This is a genomic window from Fimbriimonas sp. LA-C6 (assembly GCF_055398105.1).
Map to the genome: position 1 here is coordinate 4,060,381 of NZ_AP038796.1, position 23,061 is coordinate 4,083,441.

23 protein-coding genes and 1 tRNA gene are annotated in these 23,061 nt (G+C 54.2%); 14 read left to right on the top strand and 10 right to left on the bottom strand.

Annotated elements, in window-relative coordinates:
- Positions 1 to 91: 91 nt before the first annotated feature.
- The 4 genes from ACZ51B_RS18685 to ACZ51B_RS18700 all read left to right on the top strand — a co-directional run bounded on the left by ACZ51B_RS18685 (position 92) and on the right by ACZ51B_RS18700 (position 2,809).
- Positions 92 to 988 (top strand): N-acetylglucosamine kinase, encoded by an 897-nt coding sequence (locus ACZ51B_RS18685; protein WP_464294855.1) that lies wholly within the window; start codon positions 92 to 94, stop codon positions 986 to 988.
- 34 nt (positions 989 to 1,022) lie between these two features.
- Positions 1,023 to 1,790, top strand: coding sequence for an N-acetylmuramic acid 6-phosphate etherase (locus tag ACZ51B_RS18690; RefSeq protein ID WP_464294856.1), 768 nt, complete (start codon positions 1,023 to 1,025; stop codon positions 1,788 to 1,790).
- 306 nt (positions 1,791 to 2,096) lie between these two features.
- Complete coding sequence (locus ACZ51B_RS18695; protein WP_464294857.1) at positions 2,097 to 2,522, top strand: response regulator; 426 nt, start codon at positions 2,097 to 2,099, stop codon at positions 2,520 to 2,522.
- A gap of 101 nt (positions 2,523 to 2,623) precedes the next feature.
- Positions 2,624 to 2,809, top strand: coding sequence for a hypothetical protein (locus ACZ51B_RS18700; RefSeq protein WP_464294858.1), 186 nt, complete (start codon positions 2,624 to 2,626; stop codon positions 2,807 to 2,809).
- 90 nt (positions 2,810 to 2,899) lie between these two features.
- Here the strand turns inward: ACZ51B_RS18700 and ACZ51B_RS18705 are convergent, their stop codons facing one another.
- The 3 genes from ACZ51B_RS18705 to ACZ51B_RS18715 form a co-directional block, all read right to left on the bottom strand.
- Positions 2,900 to 3,373 (bottom strand): Dps family protein, encoded by a 474-nt coding sequence (locus tag ACZ51B_RS18705; RefSeq protein ID WP_464294859.1) that lies wholly within the window; start codon positions 3,371 to 3,373, stop codon positions 2,900 to 2,902.
- Between the two features lie 5 nt (positions 3,374 to 3,378).
- Entirely contained in the window at positions 3,379 to 4,239 is an 861-nt protein-coding gene (locus tag ACZ51B_RS18710) for a hypothetical protein (protein ID WP_464294860.1), read from the bottom strand.
- A gap of 81 nt (positions 4,240 to 4,320) precedes the next feature.
- Entirely contained in the window at positions 4,321 to 7,569 is a 3,249-nt protein-coding gene (locus ACZ51B_RS18715) for a S41 family peptidase (RefSeq protein WP_464294861.1), read from the bottom strand.
- A gap of 181 nt (positions 7,570 to 7,750) precedes the next feature.
- On the opposite strand from ACZ51B_RS18715, the gene ACZ51B_RS18720 reads away from it, so the two are divergent.
- Entirely contained in the window at positions 7,751 to 9,454 is a 1,704-nt protein-coding gene (locus tag ACZ51B_RS18720; protein WP_464294862.1) for an ankyrin repeat domain-containing protein, read from the top strand.
- A gap of 125 nt (positions 9,455 to 9,579) precedes the next feature.
- Here the strand turns inward: ACZ51B_RS18720 and ACZ51B_RS18725 are convergent, their stop codons facing one another.
- Positions 9,580 to 10,443, bottom strand: coding sequence for an NAD+ synthase (locus ACZ51B_RS18725; RefSeq protein ID WP_464294863.1), 864 nt, complete (start codon positions 10,441 to 10,443; stop codon positions 9,580 to 9,582).
- Positions 10,444 to 10,623: 180 nt separating this feature from the next.
- Between ACZ51B_RS18725 and ACZ51B_RS18730 the strand changes: the two genes are divergently transcribed.
- The 7 genes from ACZ51B_RS18730 to ACZ51B_RS18760 all read left to right on the top strand — a co-directional run bounded on the left by ACZ51B_RS18730 (position 10,624) and on the right by ACZ51B_RS18760 (position 17,087).
- Positions 10,624 to 10,785 carry a hypothetical protein gene (locus ACZ51B_RS18730; RefSeq protein WP_464294864.1) on the top strand — a complete coding sequence of 54 codons (162 nt, stop codon included), beginning with the start codon at positions 10,624 to 10,626 and terminating at the stop codon, positions 10,783 to 10,785.
- Between the two features lie 46 nt (positions 10,786 to 10,831).
- Positions 10,832 to 12,973, top strand: coding sequence for a penicillin acylase family protein (locus tag ACZ51B_RS18735; protein WP_464294865.1), 2,142 nt, complete (start codon positions 10,832 to 10,834; stop codon positions 12,971 to 12,973).
- Positions 12,974 to 13,024: 51 nt separating this feature from the next.
- A tRNA-Glu gene (locus tag ACZ51B_RS18740) sits at positions 13,025 to 13,101 on the top strand.
- 91 nt (positions 13,102 to 13,192) lie between these two features.
- Positions 13,193 to 13,543 carry a glyoxalase superfamily protein gene (locus tag ACZ51B_RS18745; RefSeq protein WP_464294866.1) on the top strand — a complete coding sequence of 117 codons (351 nt, stop codon included), beginning with the start codon at positions 13,193 to 13,195 and terminating at the stop codon, positions 13,541 to 13,543.
- 245 nt (positions 13,544 to 13,788) lie between these two features.
- The gene (locus ACZ51B_RS18750; RefSeq protein ID WP_464294867.1) at positions 13,789 to 15,294 is read left to right on the top strand and encodes a cryptochrome/photolyase family protein; all 1,506 of its coding nucleotides are present in this window, start codon (positions 13,789 to 13,791) and stop codon (positions 15,292 to 15,294) included.
- Between the two features lie 390 nt (positions 15,295 to 15,684).
- On the top strand, positions 15,685 to 16,287 hold the full coding sequence (locus tag ACZ51B_RS18755; protein WP_464294868.1) for an ArsR family transcriptional regulator: 603 nt from the start codon (positions 15,685 to 15,687) through the stop codon (positions 16,285 to 16,287).
- Positions 16,284 to 17,087, top strand: coding sequence for an SRPBCC family protein (locus tag ACZ51B_RS18760; protein ID WP_464294869.1), 804 nt, complete (start codon positions 16,284 to 16,286; stop codon positions 17,085 to 17,087). The genes ACZ51B_RS18755 and ACZ51B_RS18760 overlap by 4 nt, the downstream gene beginning before the upstream one ends.
- Positions 17,088 to 17,191: 104 nt before the next feature.
- Here ACZ51B_RS18760 and ACZ51B_RS18765 read toward each other — a convergent pair whose 3' ends face one another.
- Entirely contained in the window at positions 17,192 to 17,500 is a 309-nt protein-coding gene (locus ACZ51B_RS18765; RefSeq protein WP_464294870.1) for an ArsR/SmtB family transcription factor, read from the bottom strand.
- Positions 17,500 to 17,961 carry an SRPBCC domain-containing protein gene (locus ACZ51B_RS18770; RefSeq protein WP_464294871.1) on the bottom strand — a complete coding sequence of 154 codons (462 nt, stop codon included), beginning with the start codon at positions 17,959 to 17,961 and terminating at the stop codon, positions 17,500 to 17,502. Before ACZ51B_RS18770 ends, ACZ51B_RS18765 begins: the two co-directional genes overlap by 1 nt.
- Before the next feature lie 131 nt (positions 17,962 to 18,092).
- On the opposite strand from ACZ51B_RS18770, the gene ACZ51B_RS18775 reads away from it, so the two are divergent.
- Together ACZ51B_RS18775 and ACZ51B_RS18780 are read left to right on the top strand one after the other, a co-directional pair.
- Positions 18,093 to 18,923 carry an alpha/beta hydrolase gene (locus ACZ51B_RS18775; RefSeq protein WP_464294872.1) on the top strand — a complete coding sequence of 277 codons (831 nt, stop codon included), beginning with the start codon at positions 18,093 to 18,095 and terminating at the stop codon, positions 18,921 to 18,923.
- Between the two features lie 701 nt (positions 18,924 to 19,624).
- On the top strand, positions 19,625 to 20,557 hold the full coding sequence (locus ACZ51B_RS18780) for a hypothetical protein (protein WP_464294873.1): 933 nt from the start codon (positions 19,625 to 19,627) through the stop codon (positions 20,555 to 20,557).
- A gap of 333 nt (positions 20,558 to 20,890) precedes the next feature.
- Here the strand turns inward: ACZ51B_RS18780 and ACZ51B_RS18785 are convergent, their stop codons facing one another.
- The 4 genes from ACZ51B_RS18785 to ACZ51B_RS18800 all read right to left on the bottom strand — a co-directional run bounded on the left by ACZ51B_RS18785 (position 20,891) and on the right by ACZ51B_RS18800 (position 23,057).
- The gene (locus ACZ51B_RS18785) at positions 20,891 to 21,418 is read right to left on the bottom strand and encodes a DinB family protein (RefSeq protein ID WP_464294874.1); all 528 of its coding nucleotides are present in this window, start codon (positions 21,416 to 21,418) and stop codon (positions 20,891 to 20,893) included.
- A 108-nt stretch (positions 21,419 to 21,526) separates the two neighbouring features.
- Positions 21,527 to 21,664, bottom strand: coding sequence for a hypothetical protein (locus ACZ51B_RS18790; RefSeq protein ID WP_464294875.1), 138 nt, complete (start codon positions 21,662 to 21,664; stop codon positions 21,527 to 21,529).
- 173 nt (positions 21,665 to 21,837) lie between these two features.
- Positions 21,838 to 22,569, bottom strand: coding sequence for a tRNA(His) guanylyltransferase Thg1 family protein (locus ACZ51B_RS18795; RefSeq protein WP_464294876.1), 732 nt, complete (start codon positions 22,567 to 22,569; stop codon positions 21,838 to 21,840).
- On the bottom strand, positions 22,566 to 23,057 hold the full coding sequence (locus ACZ51B_RS18800; protein WP_464294877.1) for an AAA family ATPase: 492 nt from the start codon (positions 23,055 to 23,057) through the stop codon (positions 22,566 to 22,568). Before ACZ51B_RS18800 ends, ACZ51B_RS18795 begins: the two co-directional genes overlap by 4 nt.
- Between the last annotated feature and the right edge of the window lie 4 nt (positions 23,058 to 23,061).

Here is a 23,061-nt window from a genome sequence, read left to right on the forward strand (position 1 = left end):
TGTCACTTTGGGTGATCGCTTCCATTTACATCACTTGATATGTTGTACCTAAGGTTCTTACCGGGAAGACTGGTACCATCTTTTGGGATTCATGAACGTTTACGTTGGCCTAGACTGCGGAGGTTCAACAAGCCGTGTGCTTGCGGTTGACGAGCACGGTCACTCACTTTTTCATGGTCACAGTGGTGCGGCGAACTTGATTTCGACGCCGGATCACAAGCTGCGGCGTAGCCTGCAGATTGCTACCAACGGCTGTCCGACTCCTACTTACGTGTGCGGATGTTTTGCTGGTTTGGTAAATGACGACATTCGTGAGCGCGGTGTTTCGCTTCTTCAGGAAGTATTCCCGAGTGCTATGGTGCGTGCGGAGCCGGACTATACGGCTGCGTTTTATGCTTCTGCTGAGGGCACTGATCTGTGTGTGATCGCGGGGACAGGTTCGCTGGTTTGCTCGTTGAGTGAAGGGCGGGTGGTGAAGAGTGGGGGGCGTGGGTACATCCTGGGTGATTTTGGATCTGGCTACGGTTTTGGGCGGGATGCCTTGATCCATTTCCTAGATAATCCCAAGTCAAGCTCGAAAACCCTTACAAATGCAGTGCGGGAAACGCTTGGAACCACCGATGAAGGGCCTATAATCGCCGCAATCTATCAATCTGCTACGCCTGCATCGATTCTCAGTAAGCTTTCAAAGGCGTTGGGAAATGATGCTTTGGCAGGTGAAGAATACGCGACAAAGAGCCTGGCGCGGAACTTTGGGGAATTAGTTGACGTTGTGAAGGGTCATGTTGATAGATATCTCGCTGATGCTGAAAAGGTGAGCATTAGTTTGGCGGGAGGCCTTTGGAAGGGGCCGTGTATCTATCCTGAAACGTTTTCGAAAATGGTTGAAGAAGCACTCGGTGGCAGGAAGGTCACCACGAGCAAGTTGTCCAGGCCACCCCTGCATGGAGCGGTGGAATTAGCAAAGGAGATGCAGATTGGGAACTGAGTCACGGAACTCGCGATCATATGGCCTTGATAAGATGAACGCGAGGCAGATTGTGCGGCTGATGAATGAGGAAGAGCGATCTGTCATTCATGCTCTGGAAGCAGCGGAGCCTGAGATTGCTGAGGTTGCGGAGAAGGCTGCCGAGGCGTTTCAGCGAGGCGGGCGGGTTGTTTATGTGGGTGCGGGAACCAGTGGTCGGATGGCTACGATGGACGCCGCGGAGATGCCGCCTACTTTTGGTTTAGACCCTGATCGTTTTGTTGCGGTGATTGCGGGTGGCAATAGCGCTGGTCAGGTGGCGATTGAGGACGCTGAGGATGATGCTCACGCTGCGATTTTGGCTCTGAATGCGCTTCATCTGACGCCGAGCGATATTCTGATCGGCATCGCTGCGAGCGGTGTGACTAAGTTTGTGGTGGCTGCGGTGAAGCATGCATCGCAGAAAGGTATTTGGACTTGCGGGATTGCGAATAACCGTTCAACGCCTTTGTTAGAGGCTGCGGATCTTGGGATCTTTTTGGATACAGGGCCGGAGATTTTGACGGGTTCGACGCGCTTGAAGGCGGGTACTGCTCAGAAGTTGGTGCTCAACCGGATTAGCACGGCGGCGATGGTGTTGAGTGGCAAGGTAGTTGAGAACCTGATGGTTGACGTGAAGGCCAACAATGCGAAACTGAAGGATCGCTGTGCGAGGATTGTCTGCGAGCTAACGAACGTGACCAAGGACGAGGCTCAGGAGTTGCTTGAGAAGAATGATTGGAACATTCGCACTGTGCTTGATTCCTTGAAGACGAGCGTTTGAGCACACTTGGTTGCATCACGTTTAAGTGTTGCTTTCTAGGTGAGTTCGATGGACCTTGTTTGCTGAAGGAGTACAGAGCGGGACCCGCCGGGGTTGTGACACTATCTTAAAACCTCTTTGCTTTAATGTGTTTATTAGAAACTTAAGTGAAAATCCATTCATGTACTTATTGCAGTGGATACGCAGTAACATGCGGATGTGGCATTAACCCACATGCTGACTCGCCGGATAAGGTGACTGAACCGTTCTATCCCTTGCCCATTCACTTGAGATAGCTCTTTTTTGGCTTAGATCCGTGGAGAAGTAATGGATAGTTCTCTGCCTTCTCTCGTTTTGGTTGAAGATAATCCTGATGATGCGGCTCTCTTTACAAGAGCTTTGTCCAGGTGTGACGTTCGTTGCGAGATCATTTTGCTTCGGGATGGTGCGGAAGCCCTTGAGGTGCTTCTTTCCCCGATCAGTGATGTACCGCAGCTTATCGTGCTCGACTTTCACTTGCCTGGAATGGATGGCCTTGCGGTTCTTCGGGCGCTGCGGAAGAATGAGAAAACTCGCTCTGTGCCAATTGTGATGCACAGTCAAAGTGTGAGCCGGAATGAGATGGCTCAATGTATCGAGGAAGGAGCGAATAGCGTCGTTCCAAAGTCGACCGACCCACAAAGTTATGTGGATCATGCGGTCCTCATCCTGCGGTATTGGCTTACGGTCGATAATCGGACCGGTAAGTCTTAATTTAAGATCCTCTGCCGAGTTAAGTCAGTATCGAATATTCGATATCCATGGATACTCGCGGCTCCCAATCTTGCACGCTAACACGTGCCGAGGTAGACCTAATGACCGAGCAGGAAGCCAAAGACATGGCCATGAACCTTTTAGATACTTACAAGGACACGGCCTTTGAAGTTTCTATGCCTGACGAGCAGAGTTACGATTTGATGCGAGCAACCTTCTTAAGTTTGGGCCGGAAGTCTGGCCCGGATGGAGAGTTTTTGGTCATCAAGGTGCCAGCCTTTAACTAGACTGGTTACGGTGGGTGGCTATTTTGGGCCACTCATTTCTCTACCCAGGATGGGTCACGTTAAGTTCGTGACCCCGTTCTGTTTCTCTGGCTAGACGAGGTGCGAGCGGAGCATCCAGTGGTGCTTTTCTAGGCCTTCCACAATGCTATGGAACATGTCGGCAGTGACTGTGTCGACATCTTCTATAGCGTCCATATGTTTGCGTGTGTTGGTGATGACGACACCTAGTCGGTCGGTCATGAGTTCGAGGGCCTGGGTGTCTTTGAGGAATCCGGTTGGGACGTCTTTGAGTTTGGTGTTCTTGGCGACATCGTGGACTTGTCCGGAGGCGGGGACGCCGATCACGAGGAGCCTTTCTGCTACGGTGTCGACGTTCTCCGAGACGGTTTCATAGATCTCGTCGAGAAAGAGGTGGACGGGTCGAAAATTCGGACCCGTGACGTTCCAATGACACTGCTTAGTGATTGCGACAAGCGATACAAGATCGAAAAGTGTCGGTTGAAGCGATTTTGCGAGTTTTTCCTGTGTCTTTTCGTCAAAGAGTGGCTTATTGCTATTCGGCATGATTACTAGTACGTCGGAGGGTGTTGTCCCATTTCGACTTGTGTTTGATGAGTTGCTGGAATGTTAAATGGTGAGAAGTAGAAGTACTGCACACCGATGATAAGCATGTAGAGCGGCACTGTATAGATGAGACCGATACAGCATGCAATTGAGCCAATGCCACCGATGAGTGCTGCCACAAAGATCAGTACTGAGAGGGATAGGCTGGAGCCTTTGGTGCGCTCAAACGCGGATTTGATCGACTCAATCGGACTGAGGTCTTCCATCGCTCCGATGGCAGGTAGAAGTGTTAGAGGACCGGTGATAAATAGGAAGAGCCCGAATGCTAGGATCGCTACAATGAGAAAGGCGACGATGGGGCCAAGAAGCGGGGCGATGAGCGCTGCCACAAGCCCGACCACGATGAGCGCTGGGATGAATGCCAGCAAATAGAGCAGGTGGAGGGCAAAGAACTTCGGGAGTCGGTTGAATTTGGAGAAGATGGTTCCTATGGTGGGCTTTTCACCCTGGACATGGGAGAACATCATGGCAACAAATCCACCCATGAGCGCCTGGTAGAAGCCGCCCATCAGGAAACTCAAGCCGTTAGCGACAACTGTGTAGGTGGTGCTGGGAGGCTGTTGGGTCATCCAGCCCATCGGGTTGCCGTATGCCACCATCGAGCCGATGAGCATGGTGCATAACGTGAGACCAAAGTATACGACCAGAACGGTTATCCCGCCCAAGATGTAGGGAAGTGGCTCCTGTTTGATAAGGTTGGCTGCGAGATTGATTGAGTCCCAATAGACCCCTGACGGTCGGATGGGGAGGAGGCCATTGGACTGAGCACGCGGGTAGTTCGAGTAGTAGCTTGGGTCTTGAGACATGCTGCAAGATACTACTCGATACCATTATTAAGGGGCTGAAAAGTCACTTAAAGGGACCATCAATGGCCCCTTATGAGTGCTTTACCTTCCCGATTTAACCGGGAAGGACTTGTTTGGCTTCTTCGGAACAGGCGGTACGACCACTGGCTTGTCTTTGATCAGCTTTGTGAGATACGCCATGGCTGCATCCAGCTGAGTGTCTTTGCCCAGATAGGTTGCATGGGGCAGGTTGTCCACGATGATATCTGGATCCACGCCGTGGCCTTCTACTAACCAGGTTCCTTCTGGGCCATAGACTCCGAACTCGGCGGCGGTGGCGATGCCGCCGTCGTTGAGGAAGTTACTGCTGGAGAGCCAGATCTCACCGCCCCAGGTTCGGGTTCCGATCACTTTGCCGATGCCTAGTCGCTTGATGCCTTCAGTGAAAGCCTCACCGTCGGAGCCTGTGAACTCGTTGCAGAGCACCACCACGTGTCCCATGAAGGCGTACTGCATGTTCCAGTAGGAGTCGCCGACGCGACCGCTCCAGTACATCCAGGCCTTACGGAGCAGTTTCTCGATGATCCAGCTGTCGATATTTCCGCCACCGTTGTTTCGGACATCAATGATGAGCCCGGCTCGGTTGAAGGCTGGGTAGAACTCCCTGGCCCATTGGGCAATATCGTCCTTGCCCATGGCGCGGAGATGAACATAGCCGATGGTGTTCTTGCTCTGATCCTCGACGATCTTGCGTCGGCTTATTTCCCAGTCGGTCGTGCGCAAGTTGCGCAGATCTGTGGCGCTTATGGGGACCGTGATACAGTCTCTCGACTTTCCTGTCTTGGCATCCTTCACTTTGAGAAGGACCTGTTTGCCGGTCTGGTTTCTCAACAGCGCTCCAATATCTGGGGCAGATAAGGTGCTGATCCCGTTGATCTCTTGGATGATATCGCCCACCGAAAGTTCCACTCCTGGTTGTGCGAGAGGGGACAGGCTGGTGGGGAAGTCCGGGTCGCCTTGGTAGATCTTGTCCACTCGGTAGCCGCCTGCGGCTTCGTCCTTGGTGAATGTGCCTCCGAGGAAGCTGACTGAGATGGCGTCGAGCGCCTTCGGCAGGTCACCTCCGTACACAAAGATGTGGAGCGCGGCCAGTTCGCCTACCATTTGGGAGATGAGGTTGCTGAGTTCCGGGCGGCTGCGAACGCGGTCTACCAGTGGGAGATACTTCTTCAGCATGCTGTCCCAGTCGACGCCATGCATCTTGGGATCGTAGAAGTAGTCTCGCTCCAGTCGCCACGATTCGAGGAACATCTGTCGCCATTCATCTTGTGGCTTTAGGCTGAAGGTCCAGCCGGAGAGGTCCACTGGCTTAGGCGGCACAGGCGCTGCTGTTGGGACGAAGGCGAGGCCCCCTGGTGTCTGAAGAAGCAGCTTGGAGCCGTCTTGGGTCAGTTCGTAGCCCATCACCATTGGGGCAACTGGCTTGAGGGCTACCTCGGTGTTGCCGATGTCGAGCGACATCAGAGACGGCATCTTATCGACCGGCGAGCTAAGCAAGAACAGTTTGGTTGCAGTAGCGGTGAGAGACTTGTAGTTCCCAGCTGGAACTGGGATTTCCCACAGGCGGTTCTGGATTCCGTCCAGGTCGATCTCGTTTTTCGGCGGAGTAGGCGGTGTTGCAGGCTGGCCTGGGACTGGAGGAGTGGGTGGTTTGGGCTCCTCGGCTGGTTTCTCTAATTCGTCGTGCGGTTGGAAGGGTGATCGAAGCCCTTTCTGCAAGCCGATCATGAATAGCTTGGTTTGCGCGTCGAAGTAAGGCTCTGGTTGCCTAGGGCCCCAGGGCGATGAGACGGACGACTTGAAGTTGCGGTCTGAGAGGAAGTAGAGCCACTTTCCGTCTGGCGAGAACGCAGGGCTGTTGTTGTCGTACCGGTCCGTTGTGATCTTGGTGCTGACCCCTGTCTTGACCGAATACAGATAGATCGGCGCGAAGGTTGCCGTTGGGAGGTGGTATGCCAGCCACTGGCTATCGGGCGACCATGTTGGGGCGTCGATTACGTCCCAAGCGCTGGTGGCGATCTTCGTGGTTTTCTTGGTCTCGATATCATAGACCCACAGCTCGAAGTTCTTATCGGCGTAAGCGATCTTCTTTCCGTCGGGTGAGACCTCGCCGGACATGGTGAGGACGTGGGTGCCTTTGGTGAGCTTTTCGGGTGTGCCCACTCCGTTTGCTGGGAGCTTCCACCATTCGGTCTCGCCAGATTCATCTGAGAGGGTGATGATGGATTTGCCGTCTGGTGTGAAGCGTGCAAATCGGTTCCTGACGCTTGATTTGTGGGTGACCTCAATGAACCGACCCTGTTCTGCGGGAGCAACAAACACCTGCCCGCGCGCCGTGAGAGCGACGCGATCGCCGTTGGGGGATGGCTTGACGAAGGAGATGTAGTCTGGTGCGTTCTTGATCCACTTCTCGCGCATCGGCTCCAGGTCGGAATCGAGGGTGATGCTCAGGGTTTGGTCCGTGCCTTTGGTGAGATCGAACACGTGGATGTCGGCGCCTAGTTGGTACACCACATGCCCAGCGTCGAGGGATGCACTTTGGATGTCCCATCCGGCGTAGCGGGTGTGTTGCTTCAGGCCCTTGCCGTTCTCGGCCATGGACCACAGGTTCATGGTTCCGTCGCGGTCGCTGAGGAAGTAGACGCGGCCCTTCCAGTACATGGGTGTCTTGCTGGTGCCCGTGAAATCTGTTGAGAGCGGAATCGCCTCGGGGGTGCCTTCCGTGTATTTCCAGAGGTTTTGGGCCGAGCCACCTTTGTATCGTTTGGTGTAACTGCCTTGGAATTCGAGCCTTGTGAAGAACAGTGTCTTGCCGGTGGCATCGTAATCGCCTTCGCTGGCCTGAGCTAGCGGGGTGGGGAACTGCTTCCGGGTGACGGGGTCGATGATGACTAGGCGTGTCTCGTCGAAGGTGGTGTGGGTATTGGTGCTGGCGATCACCTTGCCATCGCTGGTCCAACCTTTGACGATCATGCGGGCTTCGTAAGTCAGTCGGTTGGGAAGTCCGCCGTCGATTGGGAGTGTGTAGACGTCGTTTGAGCCTTCGTAGCTACCCGTGTAGGCGATGGTTTTTCCGTCGGGTGAGATGGCTGGGTGCGACTGAGGAGAGACGTGCGTGGTGATGGCATGCGCCACTCCCCCCTCCGCACTAACCTTGTACAGGTCCCCCTGCGAGAGGAAAACGATGGTGTTCCCGCGAATGGCGGGCTGCATGTAGTAGCCCACATTTTGGGGCGTTTGGTGGGTGCGAGAGATAAGCGGTATGAGCAAGTACGCAAGCGACAGGTTCAAGAGAGTCTCCTAATCGCAACCAAGTTACCATGAAGACAGTAAATCTGCGGAGTGGTTTCGTGGACCATCTGGGACTTTGTGAGCAGTTGCGCTTTTAAGCTAATGCACTTGCAGTCCTAGGCTTGTTGGAAACGGATCTCATACTTACGGGGTGAGTTCAATGGAGCGTATAGATCTCAACATGCGTCTACGGGAAGCGTGCATCAACAACAACCAAGCTGAGGTATCGCGACTGCTGGCCCTAGGTGTATCCAACAAATCCGAGATGCTCCTGTTGGTGGCTATTCGTGGAGATCTAGAAATCGCCTTGATCCTCCTCACCGCCGGTGCCGATGTGCACTACGTGGATGAGGAAGGGCATGGCTTCCTTGAAATGGCGGCATATTCGGACTCCCTTGAGATGGTAGAGCTAGCTCTCAGCATTTTTACGGCTGATGATGCAAGAGACCAGGCGTTGTGTTGGGCGTCTTGCTCTAGTCTCAATTTTCGGAAGCGCGAGTCGATTGTTCAGTACCTACTTGAGCTCGGTGCGAATCCAAATTACATCGACTCCACAGGTGGCTATCCCGTCGCGATGTGCATTGGCTCGCACGATGAAGACGATCTAGCGACAGCACGCCACCTCTTGGAAGCTGGTGCCAACCCCAACCTTATTGCAGGTTTGGGTTGGTATTCGAGTCCACTTGGTCAGGCGATCTTATATGGAAATGAGGAGATGGTGAAGCTGCTCTTGGCTTACGGGGCAGATCCAAACCAAGTGCTTGAGAAGGGTGACCGACCATTGAATCTTGCTTTATACGCGCGAAAACCCGGCATTGTAGAGGCACTGATAGCGGCCGGAGCGCACGTGCCTCCTACAGTGGAAACAGATCTTGAAACTGCGGTTGTTTGGGGTGATTCGGTAGCTGTTGAAAGGCTTCTGTCAACGGCTGGCCCACACGACTTGGATGGGTTGCTCGTCACGTCTCTACTGCACTCTCGCAGTGTTGACACGGTTCGGAAATTGTTGGAACACGGCTCTAATGCGAACGTCGTGGCAGCTTACAATTCAGAGCAGAGGAGTTTGTTGGGCATGGCCGCCTCTGCGAATATGCCAGAGACTCTTCAAGTGCTTCTTGAGTTTGGGGCCGATCCATATCTTGCTGGAGAAGCCAGCAAGATGGTGAAAGAGGCCGCGTCCTGGGGACAAGCAGATGTGCTTCAAACTCTCATCAACTGGGGGTTGCCTTATGACGAAGTGGGCAGTGACCGACGAACTCCTTTAGAGAATGCAGCAGAGAGTGGCCATATCGAGTGCGTGAGGGTTCTCCTTGACGCCGGGGCGGTTGTGAACCGAGAGTCACTCAGGGATAGTAGCGGAACTTATCGAGGAAACACGGCGCTCATGAGGGCGCTGTTGTCGAAGAATGTTAGTCTGGAGATGACCATACTCTTGTTGGGTGCTGGGGCTGAGTTAAATGCGGTGACTGCGATTGGTTTAAGTCCGTTCTTGTGTGCTGTGGAGAACGCTCCACTAGAAGTTGTCCAGCATCTCGTGGATCGCGGAGCGAATATTAACGCGAGGACCTCCGAACATCGAAATCGGTATCGCAAAGGCGGCGGTTCGATGCTCTATTCGGTGCTGAATTTCGACCGGCGCCTAGTTCCGTATGTTTGTGGGCTAGGTTTTGATATAAACGAGCAGACACTTGATGGCACGACTGCCTTAATGCATGCGGCTACTTACTGCGCGGCTGACGTGATTCAGATTTTGTTGGACCTCGGTGCGGATGTTTCGCTTAGGGACAGTGCGGGCAGGACTGCACTGGACCACGCGCTTTTAGCGGAAGAGCCGGATGTTGTGGGGCTGTTGGTCGCGGCTGGTGCTCAGCGCGGGATTCAGTAGGGAAGGGACAGTTTCGTTTCCCGCCCGCCCGGCGTCTCGCTATCGCACGACGCATCCCTGAGGGTACGAGAAGAGGGTGGTCTTTATCTGAGGCGTGATGGGTTCAGATAAAGACCTGAATACAGTTAGAAATCGACAGGTCGCAGATAGTATTCGCCGATAGCGGTGCTGCTAAGCATGGCTACGGTGGGGAGGCGGCGTTTCCAGTGGGTGCCGTCTACTCGTTTCCAGACCAGGGCGACTTCGTCTTCGGGGAAGCCCATGGCGATGAGTTTTGGGCGGCTGTAGCCTTGGGTCATGTAGTAGAGGATTTTGTCGGCTTTGGCGTAGGTGATGCCGAAGTCGGATTCGTCGGTTTGGCCTTTGATGAGGTCGGCGGAGGCTGGTTTATCGATGATCTGGCTGGGAACGCCTAGCTCTCTTGCTACTTGCCAGACTTGGGTTTTGAGGAGGTCGCCTAGGGGGTTGATGGGGGGAGAGTCGTCGGCGTGCCAGGTGTAGTAGCCGAATAGCCGCTCACTCTTGTTGCCGGTGCCGATGGGGAGGCCCCCTACTTTGGCGCTTTGGTCGAAAATGACGATCATTCGGCAGCGGGCGCAGACGTTTCCGAGACGAGCGGGAACAATCTCTGGCTCGAAGGTCTCAATATAACCATCAACCATTTTCGTGATTTCGATGGTGCGTGCGTGGATTCCGAGGTCATCGACCACGAGGTTCGCGTGATCGATGCTTTCTTGGCTGGAGATTTTGTACGGCATTCGGTAGGCGTACACGTTCTCGGGGCCAAAGGCTTTGGCGCAAAGATAGGCCACCACGGCCGAATCGACGCCTCCCGAAAGACCCAGTACCGCTTTTTCGATACCCCTTCTACGGATAACCTCATCTTTAAGAAAACGGATGAGCCAGTCGGCAGTGAGGGGAGCATTGATGCTCAAAGGGTCTTCCTGAGAGGCATCAAAGGGTCGGGATCGGATCACGGGCAAAGCCATCGCATCTATAATCTACCGCGAGCGGGTACAAAGACCCCTTTAAGGGAGGTTTTAAATGATTCTGCCGTCAATACAAAGTAGAGTAAAACTAATATGGTGGACGTGCAGATTGAGGCCGTCCTCTGGGGTTAGTCAATCAGGAGATAGACGTTTATGTCGGGAAGCATAAGACTGGGATTGATGCTATTGGCAACAGTATTCGCTGTGTACTTCGCGTACAAGTTGATCGCGGCTATGCTTTCTCTGTTGATTCCTGCCTTGGTAGTGATTGGCGTGGCTGGAATTTTGTACGCCGTCGTCAGCCGAAAAGCCCTGGGTGGCGGGCGAAGACTGCTCCCTTAAACCGGACCCCTTCATAAAATTGTTCAACAGCGTGTAGATTAGGCGTATGCCCTACACGCTGTTGTCGTTTGTGCTTCTCCTGCAAACTCCTGCCATTGAGCGCGGCGCTTATGGCGTGCCTTTCATTCGGGCTAACACACCCTATGAGGCCTGGAAGGCGGCTGGCTTTGCGGTGGCGCAAGACCGGATGTGGCAGATGGAGAACAGCCGACGCGTGGCGCGTGGCCGTATGGCGGAGGCGTTTGGGGCCAAGTATGTGGCCTCTGACAAAGAGGTGCTGAGCACTGGCTATACGGATGAGGAGCTTCAGCAACAGTTTGATGCGCTTCCCCCGGAGAATCAGGAAGCGTTTAAGGGCTATGCGGATGGGGTCAACGAATTTATCCGCGCGGGGCAATTGCCAAAGCAGTATGAGCAGATGGGGTTGTCGCCCAAACCTTGGACGCCTATTGATTCGGTAGCGATTAGCGTTCGGCTGTTGCAGCAGTTCGGGAGAGGTGGGGCAGGCGAGATCCGCAATATGGCGCTGATTTCGTATTTGCAGACTCAGGCGAAAACGAAGGACAAGGTGTTTGATGTGTTCGACGATTTTGCTTGGCAGAACGATCCTTCGTCGCCAACCACGGTTCAGAAAGAAGACGAGCAAGGGCCGCACCCCAGTTTTGTCGCCCCGACGCGTCAACAGACATTGGCGCATTGGAACAAGCTGCCGAAGCTTTCTTTGTTTGAGCTTTTGCCCGCGGTGAATATTGTGGAAAGGGAAGCCTCTACGCGGGTAGCAATGAGTGCGGCGGTGCCGTTTAAGACCGGAAGCTATTGTGCGGTGGTGTCTCCCAAGCGGTCGTCTACTGGGCGGGCGTTGCTGTTGTCGGCTCCGCAGATGGGTTTTCGCACTCCGAGCATTTGCCATGAGATTTCGATTCAGGCTCCTGGAATGGACGTTCAGGGGATGGATGTTCCGGGTGTGCCAGGCGTGATTATTGGTCACACGGACCGGATCACTTGGGGCTTGACCACGGGTGTGGCGGATACGGATGACGTGATCTTTGCGAAACAGCCGGACGCGAACAGCTATCTGGATGGCAATTCGGTTCGGCAGTTGGTGACTTTGAAGCGCGAACTTCCGGTGAAGGGCGGGGCGACTCAGACCATCATCCAGAAGCGCACGGTAGACGGTCCTGTCATCCTGAGCGCCCGCAACACGGTGTTTAGCAACAAGACCAGCTACTTCATGAAGGAGTTGCAAACGTTTGTGGCGATCTCGGGGCTTTGGAAGGCGAAGAATGCTGCGGAGGTAAGCACCACCTTGCGCCACGCCACCATGAACTTCAACGTGTTCTACGCGACGATGGATGGCGACATTGGGTACCAGTATGCTGGCCTGGTTCCGATGCGGGCACCCGGATTGGACCCTCGATTCCCGACGCCTGCCGGGTCTGAGTTTGCGTGGAAAGGCTTTATTCCTTTTGAGCAGATGCCCCACGTTTTGAACCCGAAGGGTGGGTTGATCACCAACTGGAACAACAAGCCCGTCTCGTGGTGGCCCAACTTTGACACACCGGTCTGGGGGCGGATCTTTAGGGTCAGCGAGCTGACGAGGACGCTTCAGAAGCCTAAGCTGAACGCTCAGGACCTTGAGTTCGGAGCTTGGTCGATTGCTCGTACCGATGAGGATTGGCCGTTCTTTGCGCCGTTGATCGAGAGTAAAGATGAAGGGATCGCGGGATTCGATGGTCGTCTAGTGGATGGCTCTCGTCAGGCTTCGACCTTCCTTCGGTTCATGAACAACCTCCGCAAAGAGCTGTTCATGCCGACTACAGGCAACTTCGCCTCACCCGACAATTTCCGATTGGTCGCGCAGCCTTCGGTCATGTTGGCAGCGTTGGAAGGGAAGACCAAGTTCAACTATTTGCAGGGCCGCAAGGCGAAGGATATCGTGGCGAAGGCCCTGGCGGACGCTCTGAGTCAGCCGGGGCGATTTGTACCTGGATCGATCCAAGTGCCCGACCAGGTTCCGATCCCCTACTCCAACCGAGGGACTTACATTCAGATCATTGAGATGTTAGCGGGTGGGCCCAGCGGCCGCAATGTACTGCCGCCTGGCGTTGCCGAGTCTGGCCCTCATGCGTTCGACCAGGTCCCACTCTCTCGCGCCTGGACCTTCAAGCCGATGCCCCCGCTTAAGTAGCGGGGGAGTTGCGCGGGGGAAACGGCTTGGGTATAATATCTTTCGCAGGACGCTCCGGTCGTCTAGTGGTTTAGGACATCGCCCTCTCACGGCGAAGGTCGCGGGTTCGAATCCCGTCCGGAGTACCAATCTTTTCGTCCCAATGCCGTCAGATCAGGCGAGAGTCTAACCTTTTTGCTTGTGTCCGTCACCGCTGAACTGCTGCAGTATAATCGGAGGATGAACATTGCAGTCCCCAACCTGCCCTCGTTCGACCTTGCTGTAGCCAAGAATTTCTACGTCGAGACCCTCGGGTTTGCAATCGTGTTCGAGTCCTCAGAGGATGGTCATTCCGGAATTGTTGGCCTTGAGCGCCAGGGTATGAGAATTAACCTTGACTCGCCAATGGACGGCCACGGAAGGAAGGCCTGCGTTAGTCTAGAAGTAGACAATGTCGAGGCTCTTCATGAGGAGTGGGCTGCAAAGCTTAAGGACCTAGAGCCATTGGTAGATCAGCCTTGGGGCGCTCGCACCTTCGGCTTTCAAGACCCTGACGATAACACCGTTTTCGTGCTCGGCTCGACTGACTGACTGATAGGGAGCCTTTCCATCTGTCGCAATAGTTCGTAAGTCGTACAGCACGGACTACCAATCTTTTCTTTTCGGGCCCGCTCGTTTTCACAAGTAGTTCCAAACTTCGTTAATGGGCTTTCATCCGAGTGTGTAGTGCGATGCTTAGCTACCGGTACGGGTGTCGTCAGGGTACCTGATCCACTTGGTTCGCCTTTTAAGTCTGAATGTGCTTTCGGCGAAATGGATGCGTAGAAGTAGGCGACATGCCGACCGGGGTCTTGATTCTTGGCGACCAACTCTTTGCTGCGCGAAGCCATATTTCGCCGGATACTCCCGTGTTCATGCGGGAGGATGAAGGGCTGGCCACACGGTTTCGATACCATCAGCAGAAACTGGTGCTGTTCTTCAGCGCGATGCGGCACTTTGCAGAGGAGTTGCGGGCGGAGGGTGTCACCGTCACTTATCAGAGCCTTGGCGAAGGTCCTGCGGATTACACAACGGCCCTTGGAACTTGGATCGAGGAACTCCGACTGACCGAGCTGGTCGCTTACGAACCGGCGGACCGCTTCTTTGGTGCCACCCTCGATGCCATCTCGGAGAGCACCGGGGCGAAAGTGCGGCTCATTCGAAATCCTGGATTCTTCACGACCTCAGAAGATTGGCATGCTTTTCGAGACCGAAAGCGGCTCCTCATGGCGGACTTCTACAGACTCCAGCGACAGAGCACGGGTTTGCTGATGGAAGGGAATGGCGAACCGGTGGGCGGTCGGTGGAGCTTTGACGAGGAGAACCGGAAGCCGATCCCACGGGGGCTCTCCGCTCCTTTTGTCCCACGGCCAGAGCAGGATGCAGTTACCCAGGAGGTGATCAGAATGGTGGTAGAGCGTTTTCCTGATCACCCGGGAGATGCCCGCGAATTTTCGTACGCCGTGACACGTCGTGCCGCCAACGAGTGGTTGGACCGATTCTTAGAAGAACGATTTGCAGGCTTCGGTCCTTACGAGGACGCGATGCGTGTTAAGGAGCCCGTTCTTTGGCACAGCGTGCTCTCGCCCTACCTGAACATCGGTCTGATTACCCCCGCAGAGCTGCTCGAGCGGGCGATGAGTGTTTATAGGGCTGGGGGCATCCCCTTGGCTAGTGCAGAAGGGTTTGTTCGCCAGATCCTCGGGTGGCGCGAATTCGTTAGAGGGATTGATCGGGAGTACGGGATCCGCGGGTTCGAAACGGAGTCCTGGCCGCAAACCTTTGGTGGACAGCGCCTCCTTTCCCCCAGTTGGTACGACGGTTCGACGGGTCTCCTCCCCCTCGACACAGTCATTCGGCGGACAGTCAAGTACGGCTATTGCCACCATATAGAGCGGCTCATGATTCTGGGAGCAAGTATGTTGATGGCCGACGTTCATCCCCAAGCAGCTTATCGATGGTTCATGGAGATGTTTATCGATTCGGCCGACTGGGTCATGGCCCCAAACGTAATGGGGATGAGCCTCTTTGCTGACGGAGGACTCTTTGCGACCAAACCCTATTTCTCCGGTTCCGCGTATCTGCGAAAAATGGGGGACTGGCCTAAGGGCGCCTGGACCGACGTGTGGGATGGCCTGTATTGGCGCTTTGTCGCCCGAAATCGTAAGTTCTTCGAAGCCAACCCGCGCATGTCGGCGATGGCGAGTGGGGTTGAGCGGCTGGAGCCGATCCGACGCGACCGCATCTTTGCCGCTGCCGAGGCGTTCATCGGGACCAATACCAGTCCCTCCGACGCTTGCTGACAAAGCACCAATTTCTTTGAGATGATCGCACTGATGGCTTTTTCATCGGTGCTCGAAGGCCACCGATACGACTCTCGGGCGTGCCCCTCGGTTGGAATTTAAGGGGCTATGGCAAGGAACGGCAAAGTCATCTTCGACGGGAGGCTGTTACCCGGCGAACGTCGAGCAAGCAGCTCGGATGAGACGAATGGCCGATGTGATAGAACTCGTGGGCGGCGAGGTTGTCGTTCATTTTAGTAGATGGCTTGAGTCCTAATATCTGGTCTCGGCACTGATTGCAGCACACACAAGAAAAGTCCTCGGTTGTATTTGACTCCGCTTCTTTCAAACCAACTCACTTTCATCTTAGTAGGCATTGACAAGAAAAGTTGTCAATGCTAGAATCCTGGCGTGCTTGATCTCGAAGTCATTCAGGACCCGGTTGCCGCAACGGTTGCTTTGGAGCCTATTCGTAGTCGATTGTTGGCGGAATTGAGCCAGCCGGAGTCTGCGGCGTCCGTGGGGGCGAAGGTTGGTCTTACGCGGCAGAAGGCTAATTACCACCTTAATGCACTGCAATCTCACCAGCTCGTGCGAGAAGCGGGACAGCGGAAGTGGGGAGGGTTGACGGAGAGGCTTTTTGTGGCGAGTGCGGCCTCGTATGTTGTGGCGCCCGCTGCAATGGGGAAGGCTTCATCTGACCCTGCACGCACTGCTGATCGGCTGTCGGCGAGCTATCTGATAGCGCTCGCGGCACGAGTGGTGCAGGAGGTTAGCGAGCTTGTACGGAGAGCGCGGGAGGCGGACAAGCACCTGCCTACGCTCTCGATCGATACCGAGATACGGTTTCGTTCCGCTGCCGATCGCGCCGCATTCACTGCCGATTTAACCCGCACGGTTACCGCATTAGCCGCGCATTACCACGATGCATCGTCCCCGGGCGGCCGGTCGCATCGGTTGATCGTCGCCGCCCATCCCACCCTATCCGAGAACACAGTTAAGGAGCAATCATGAGCGTTAAAGTGGAAGCGAACGGAAAGCGATCCGTTCAAGTTGAAGTTGAGGTACCGGGTTCACCGGAAGAGGTTTGGAAAGCGATCGCCACGGGGCCGGGAATCTCTTCTTGGTTCGTGCCCACGACCGTGGAAGAGCGTGTGGGAGGCACGGTGTTGGCCAACTTTGGGCCTGGGATGGAGTCTGAGTCAAAGATCACCCAGTGGAATCCACCCCAGAACTTTGTGGCAGAGGGAAGTGGCATGACTCCAGACTCACCCCCGATGGCCACCGAGTGGATCGTTGAAGCGAAGTCTGGCGATACGTGCCTTGTTCGGGTGGTTCATAGTTGGTTTGCCAGTTCCGATGAGTGGGATGGTCAGTACGAATCCGTTGAGAACGGTTGGGTTGGCTTCTTTGCCATCCTTCGGCTCAAGCTGCAGCACTTTCCCGGTCAGCCGAGCGCAGCTTTCGACGTGACGGCTATATGCAATGGCAGCGAATCGGATGGTTGGGCGGCGCTCACAGGGCCGTTCGGGTTGGCCGACGCGACGGAAGGGAAAGAGGTCAGTCCCACCGCTGAAACTCCCGCTCTTTCGGGCCGGGCCGAGGTCGTTCGCAGCGGCGATGAGATGTCGATGATTCTCCGTATCAGCGAACCGGCGCCAGGCCTTTGCCAGTTCTTTGCGGTGCCGATGGGGGACCAGTCCTACCTCTCGATTCGGTTCTTCTTGTATGGCGACCACTCGGCTGAGGCTGTGGCCAAAGCGGAGCCCGTGTGGAGCGACTGGTTTACGAAACGATTCCCGATGGAAGGCTAGTACTCCCTTCTACTGGACGTACGGACGAGCCGCGCTTAGCGGCTCGTTCGCGCAAAGCCGAACTGTTTTCATGCCCATTGGGTCATTAAAGACATCAGAGATCCTCACTCCTCAACAAACTTCCGGAGAGCGTCCAGCCGGGTATCCCAGCGGCGTTCAAGTTCGGCGATGAACAGCTTCGCCTGATCTAAACTTTCGGTGTCGAGGGAGACAAGAACATCGCGACCCTCGGGTTGCAGCGCAACGACCCTTGCGTCGGCCAGCACTTGGAGGTGCTTGCGAGCGCCCTGGCGAGTGATGCCGAGGCCCTCGGAGATGGTGCCGATGGTACAGCGGTTGCCGCGTGACAGCCGCTGTACCATCTCCAAACGAATAGGGTCCCCTAGCGCCCGAAAGATCTCTGCTGCTGCCATTATTCGTTGTTGAGATACTCCTCCAAACGACCAATCATGAAGTCCCAACCAGCGGCATTACCCTTCAATGTCTGCTCGATGACCTCCGAGGGAAGTGAAGCAATACCGCTTTCCTTAAGGTGAAGTTTGGTGCCCTCCGGTACTGTTTCTAAGGTGAATTCGACCAAGGTGTTCGGGTGCTCCATCACGTCGTCCAAGAAGCCTTGAGGACAATAGATGCTACCTTGCGCGCAGCGATAGGCGAAGTAGTCATAGGGATTTGCGGCGACCACGTAGATCTTAAACTTGCCGTACTCGCCGAAGTCGAGGACAGGCCGCTCACCCGTTTCGAACTTGCCTTCCACTCCCTGTGAGAACCATTTTACGAACTCCTCTGGCGTTGTGAGCGCGGCATAGACCCGCTCCTTCGATGCGCGAACGACGATTTCTTTCTCGATGGTGTCTTGCATTGTTGTGTTCATGTGCAACCTACTGGTTGTATAATACGGCAATGTTTGAAGATGTACAACCTTTTAGTTGCTTATTTTGTGGATCTCGCTCTTTTAGAATGGTAGCAACCCTGAAGTTTCAGAGGCCCTGTTATACTGCCCCCATGTCAAAGGTGCTTGCTACCCTCCTGATTTCTGCTTTCGCCATTTTTGCCTCGGCCCAGACCCGAACGCAAGACGTGGTCTACATGAAGGCAGGCGGCGCCGCATTCACCATGGACGTTCTGAAGCCGGCGAAGCCGAACAAGGCTGCAGTGGTTTTCATGGTAAGCGGAGGCTGGATGTCTGACCACACCATGCTCAAGAGCTTCATGCCGGACATTGAAAAGGCTTTTGCCGATGCCGGGTTTACCGTATTCGAGGTGGTTCACGGTGCGCAGCCCCGATTCAAGGTGAGCGAGATCGTGGATCAGGTTCGAACTGCTGTTCGGTACGTCCACTCTCACGCGGCAGACTATGGAATTGATCCAAATCGGGTTGGCGTGTCGGGAATTAGCTCAGGTGGACATCTTTCACTGATGATCGCGGGCTCTGCGGATTCACCGGTCAACGCAGTGGCTGCAATTGCACCACCGACTGATTTAATCAACTGGGGCAAACCGGGGCTGATGCTTACGGACAATCCTCAGATGGTCTTTTTCGCACCTGCGCTCGGAATCGACCCTAAAGGGCCGAGAAGTGCTTCCGAAGCTACGGCCAAGCAACTCTCGCCCATAACAACCGTGAACTCCAAGTTTCCGCCCACACTCATCGTCCATGGCGACGACGACAAGGTGGTCCCGCTGCAGCAGGCCAAAGACATGGATCAGGCACTTTCTAAAGCGGGCGTTCAGCACAAGCTTGAAGTGATCCCAGGAGGCGGGCATGACGAGAAGACATTCGCCCCAGGATTGGCGAAAGCGGTGCAGTGGTTTAAAGACAAACTTCTTAAATAAGGCAATCGTTGTCATATGGCATTCCAAGTTGGGTAGAAGTCCAGAATCTCTTTGACGAGAATTTCCATAGAAGGGGAATCTTCTCCGTCCTTTGCAAAGTGGATCGTTGGTGCATCGCAACTTGGAGGCCGGTACTCGCTGGGTGTTTCGATTTGGCCCGTTGTACGGTACGTGGAAACCGCTTTATCCTGGTGATAGAACTCTCGCAATGGGTTTGCCAAACCACGCTGTAAATGTCGGTCGGCGGCAATATCTTCTCGACAAGAGCAAACGATGTACATAGGATTGCTTCGCCCTACGAGCATTGGCAGTCTTGATTCCCACACTGGGTGTTGGAAGGCAGCTTCGATGATGAGAGAAACCTTGTTTGACAGAAACTGGCCGACAATTTCGAAGAAATTGTCTGAGACTGCGCCATCGGTGGTACCGGGTAAATCTTCGTGTTTGACCTCGAAGGTGTTCCAAATATCTCCATGATCTCGTCACGGCTTATAACGGGCAACCACATATGCTGTCTAGTCTTTTGGATGAAGTGCTCTTGCCAGCACCTGGATGGCCGGTCACGATGATGCATTTAGGTTTGTTGCTCATTTTCTCCGCTCTGTTCGAAGCGGTTTGGGACGGAATTTGAGATTCCACGGTTGCCGAATGCGCTTGCTTAGTCAGTGGGCCGTTGGTATTGTGCCAAGTACAATCGCTTTGTGAGCATCGGATTCTACGAACGGCCAATGGTCAAACGGATTATAGACATTTTCGATCACCCTGTTCGGCCAACACAGGTAATCCAGCAGCAATTTGATCAAGCGCAAGACGATCTGATTAGAACAGCTGCCAAGCAATGGCACGAGATCGGTCAGGAGGATTATTGGCACTATTTACTTGACCTCTGCTACGTCGAATTGCAGCAGGATCTCTTTGACTACCTCTTTCCAGCGTTCCTAATCCGTTGGTGGGAAGGGCAACTGAGTAGGTTGGGTGGTCCAGAGTCCGAATGCGATTTCTATCGAGCCATTGACAGAGGAGATGTCTTCAGCAAGATGATGAATGAATCTAGGCGGCAGCAAGTCTATGCATGGATTACCGATGCGTACATTGAGGGTGTAGATGCTTGGAGCGGAAATTTATCGGTGGATTACAACCTAGAAGGTCCTTATGATCTCCATGGCCCTCTGTGCAGTTTCAACGCTCTTGGCCAGTCCGTCCCAGTGACCAAGGCGATACTGGACCGACTGGCCAACATCTCTACTATCGGGCGTGCACAATGGTGGCTAGTCTTCTCAACCGGCATTGCTTGGAATGACAATGAGTACACACCTATTCCTGAGTCGATTCCTTTCGACGGAGGATTAGATTACGTCACAGATTCTGCAGCAACAATTTTTGACCATGGGTTCCTTGCTGAGAACTTGGATGCATTCAGCGCCTTCATAGATTATCCAAGGCTATTGGAAATGGTCGAACAAAGTGCGTTTGTCCTTTCTTCGTTCCCCCACAGCGATTGGGCGAAAACCGTGCATGAGGAGGTCCTCGCTTATCCAGATAAAATTGCAGCACGTCTGGATAGGTTGAAGCATCTTCTCAGCATTCCAAGTCTTGGTGGAGACCTCGTAGAACCCTTGTGGCCTCCTGATTAACACATCTGGCATGCCTGTGGTACCTCTCAGCACTGACGTTGGAACACGGAATTGGTCCTGCATGGTTTGCTGGTGCGAGATTGGATCCACAAACTGGCAACTTAAGATTGCGACCCCAACATCTGCTATTTATACACATCTAACTGGGACTGTAGATCACCAGTGTGCTTTCAGCAGACTGACGGAGCCGGGAGGCGCGGGGATGGCTCCAATCTGCATCATCAGGCCAATGGTGTCCATGATGAGAAGACATTCGCGCCAGGATTGATGAAAGCGGTTCAGTGGTTTAAAGACAAACTTCTTAAGTAGGAAGAGTACATCGGTTGCCTACAGCTACCAGCACGGAAAGTCTTTGCAGTATTTCTCCCAAAGATCTCCCTCCATAGGAGGAGGGGTTGTGGAAGGTGCCACTATGGCCCTTTGAAGCTGAATCTGGCCCGCATGGTAGTGGTCATGGTGAATCTGCGTCGCAATCAGCTTCCAACCGGGTTGCATGGAGCCGTCAAAACGTGGGCGTTCTGCTTCCAGATCTTCGACATCTGCCCAGGAACTCATCCAGTATTCGTGCGATTCGTAGAGCCAGGAGACCACGGCGTCGAGACTTGGCCACAGGGAATCGATCTTCGGTGACAGCTCTCGCCAGCGCACTTCGGTATCGCGAAATCCGACGCTCCCGTAGATGATCTTCCCGTTTGCCACGTGAGCGATTTGGCTCAGAATCGAACCCTCCGTGTGCATGTATTCATTTGGCTGAAGCTGAACGGATGCCCAGGCCACACCTTCTGTCAAACCGTCGATGGATTCACGCAGGGTATCCCAAGCGAGATTGGAAAGAGCGATGAGAGTCGCGCGGTCAGCCATCTCAGGATTATAAACCTGAGGAGTACACCCCCGCAATCAACCTTGAAAGCTGGGAGCACACCGAGTTTTGGGCTATTTTTCTTGGTTGAGTGCTTTGCTCGTGAAGATTCAATCGAAACCGGACGCAAAGTTCACCCATCGACTAGGTTCAACGTAGACGCGTTTTTGATAGAACTGTTCCGCTTGGTAGCTCATCGTTTCGACAACCACGCGATCAGAAGCTTTCTGGATCACCAGTTGATCCATGACTTCTAAGAGATGAGGTCCAAGCCCAGCTGATCGTAACTTTTTGGGAATCCAAAGGGCGCCACCAAGAACTTGTCCATCATTCCCAAGAAGATCTTCCCCAATGGTTCCGTTTGATATTTGCCTAAGAATGACCGATTGAAGGCTCTTAGCCCCTGGGATACAGTTTTACTTTAAGCTAGGCCTTCCCGAAGAAGACTCAGGATGTACTCCGAATATTCTTTACCCATTGGCAGTTCTTCATCCACACACAAGATACGGCGTGTGGCTTGTTCTGATCTCTTTTCCAACTGATACCGAAGCGAGAAGCCTCGACGTTGCCAAGTGGGCAAATCATTGAAATTGACGCCCCTTTGGAAAAGCAACTCTTGCTTTGCAGAGGAGCTCTTGGAGTCTAACTCGGCGGTTGCTTCGCTGGGACTCATGCCCTCTTTTCGTAAGGTCCAGTAGCAGTGACCATTGAGGCAGCATCGGGTGGCATCGGCCTGTCTCCAGCGGAAGTAATCGATCACAGTCTCCTCGCCTGCACCTACCCAAACGCGGGCGTCAAACGTCGCAGGTTCCCCAACGGCATGCGTAAACGCAGCACTTGTTGCACCGGCAGAAAGAGAAACGAGCTTTTCGACTTGACGATCAAAGCCATCCCAGTTTCGAGGCAACAACATGGAAATCTCGTCACTCTCGGTGTAAGCATAGATACCCCCCAATTCTTGGAGTAGCCCTTTGGCGGCGGCTTCCATGCACTGCCGAAATCGGGGATCGAACGGCTTTTCAAAGCGGCTTTCCGTGAAGCGCGAAAAGCCACGACCATCCACCCTTACAACGGTCCACATTCCGAGTGGTACACGGATGACGTGGAAGCATTCGCCTTTGCGCATGATGCGCTCAAATTCGTTTGGATTCAAAGTATTTCACTTGCTGCATGTTGGGTCTGAATTGGTTGAACCCGAAAGCCTTCTGCCGAGAGCTGCACACCGTACAACTCATCAAAACCTTCTTCAAGAATGGGGCAGACGTACCGTTTTGCCGCCGCGTAGATGCCGACAAGCGGAACCTTAGCAATGCCCTCTCGCTGATCGTTGCGCTCACAGCACCCACCCACATCCATTGGGAAGACGTAACCGATTATCCGCGCGCTGTATTCCTTTGCGATGGTAATCACAGCTGCTCGTTCTTCCGCTGAGACGTTCGTGTTGTCCACAACAACTGACTGGCCATCTCCGAGAGCTTCGCGCAGCTCACGAGCCTGCCGTTTGGCAGGCTTCGAGTGATTCCGGAAGTTGTCTTTGCTCACATGGATGTGAGTTGTAGCCCATCGATTGCGATACAGGGTCGACTTTCCGGAAGCGGGCAGCCCCACAAGCAAGATCACCTCAATTTGAGGAGTGCTCAATTTC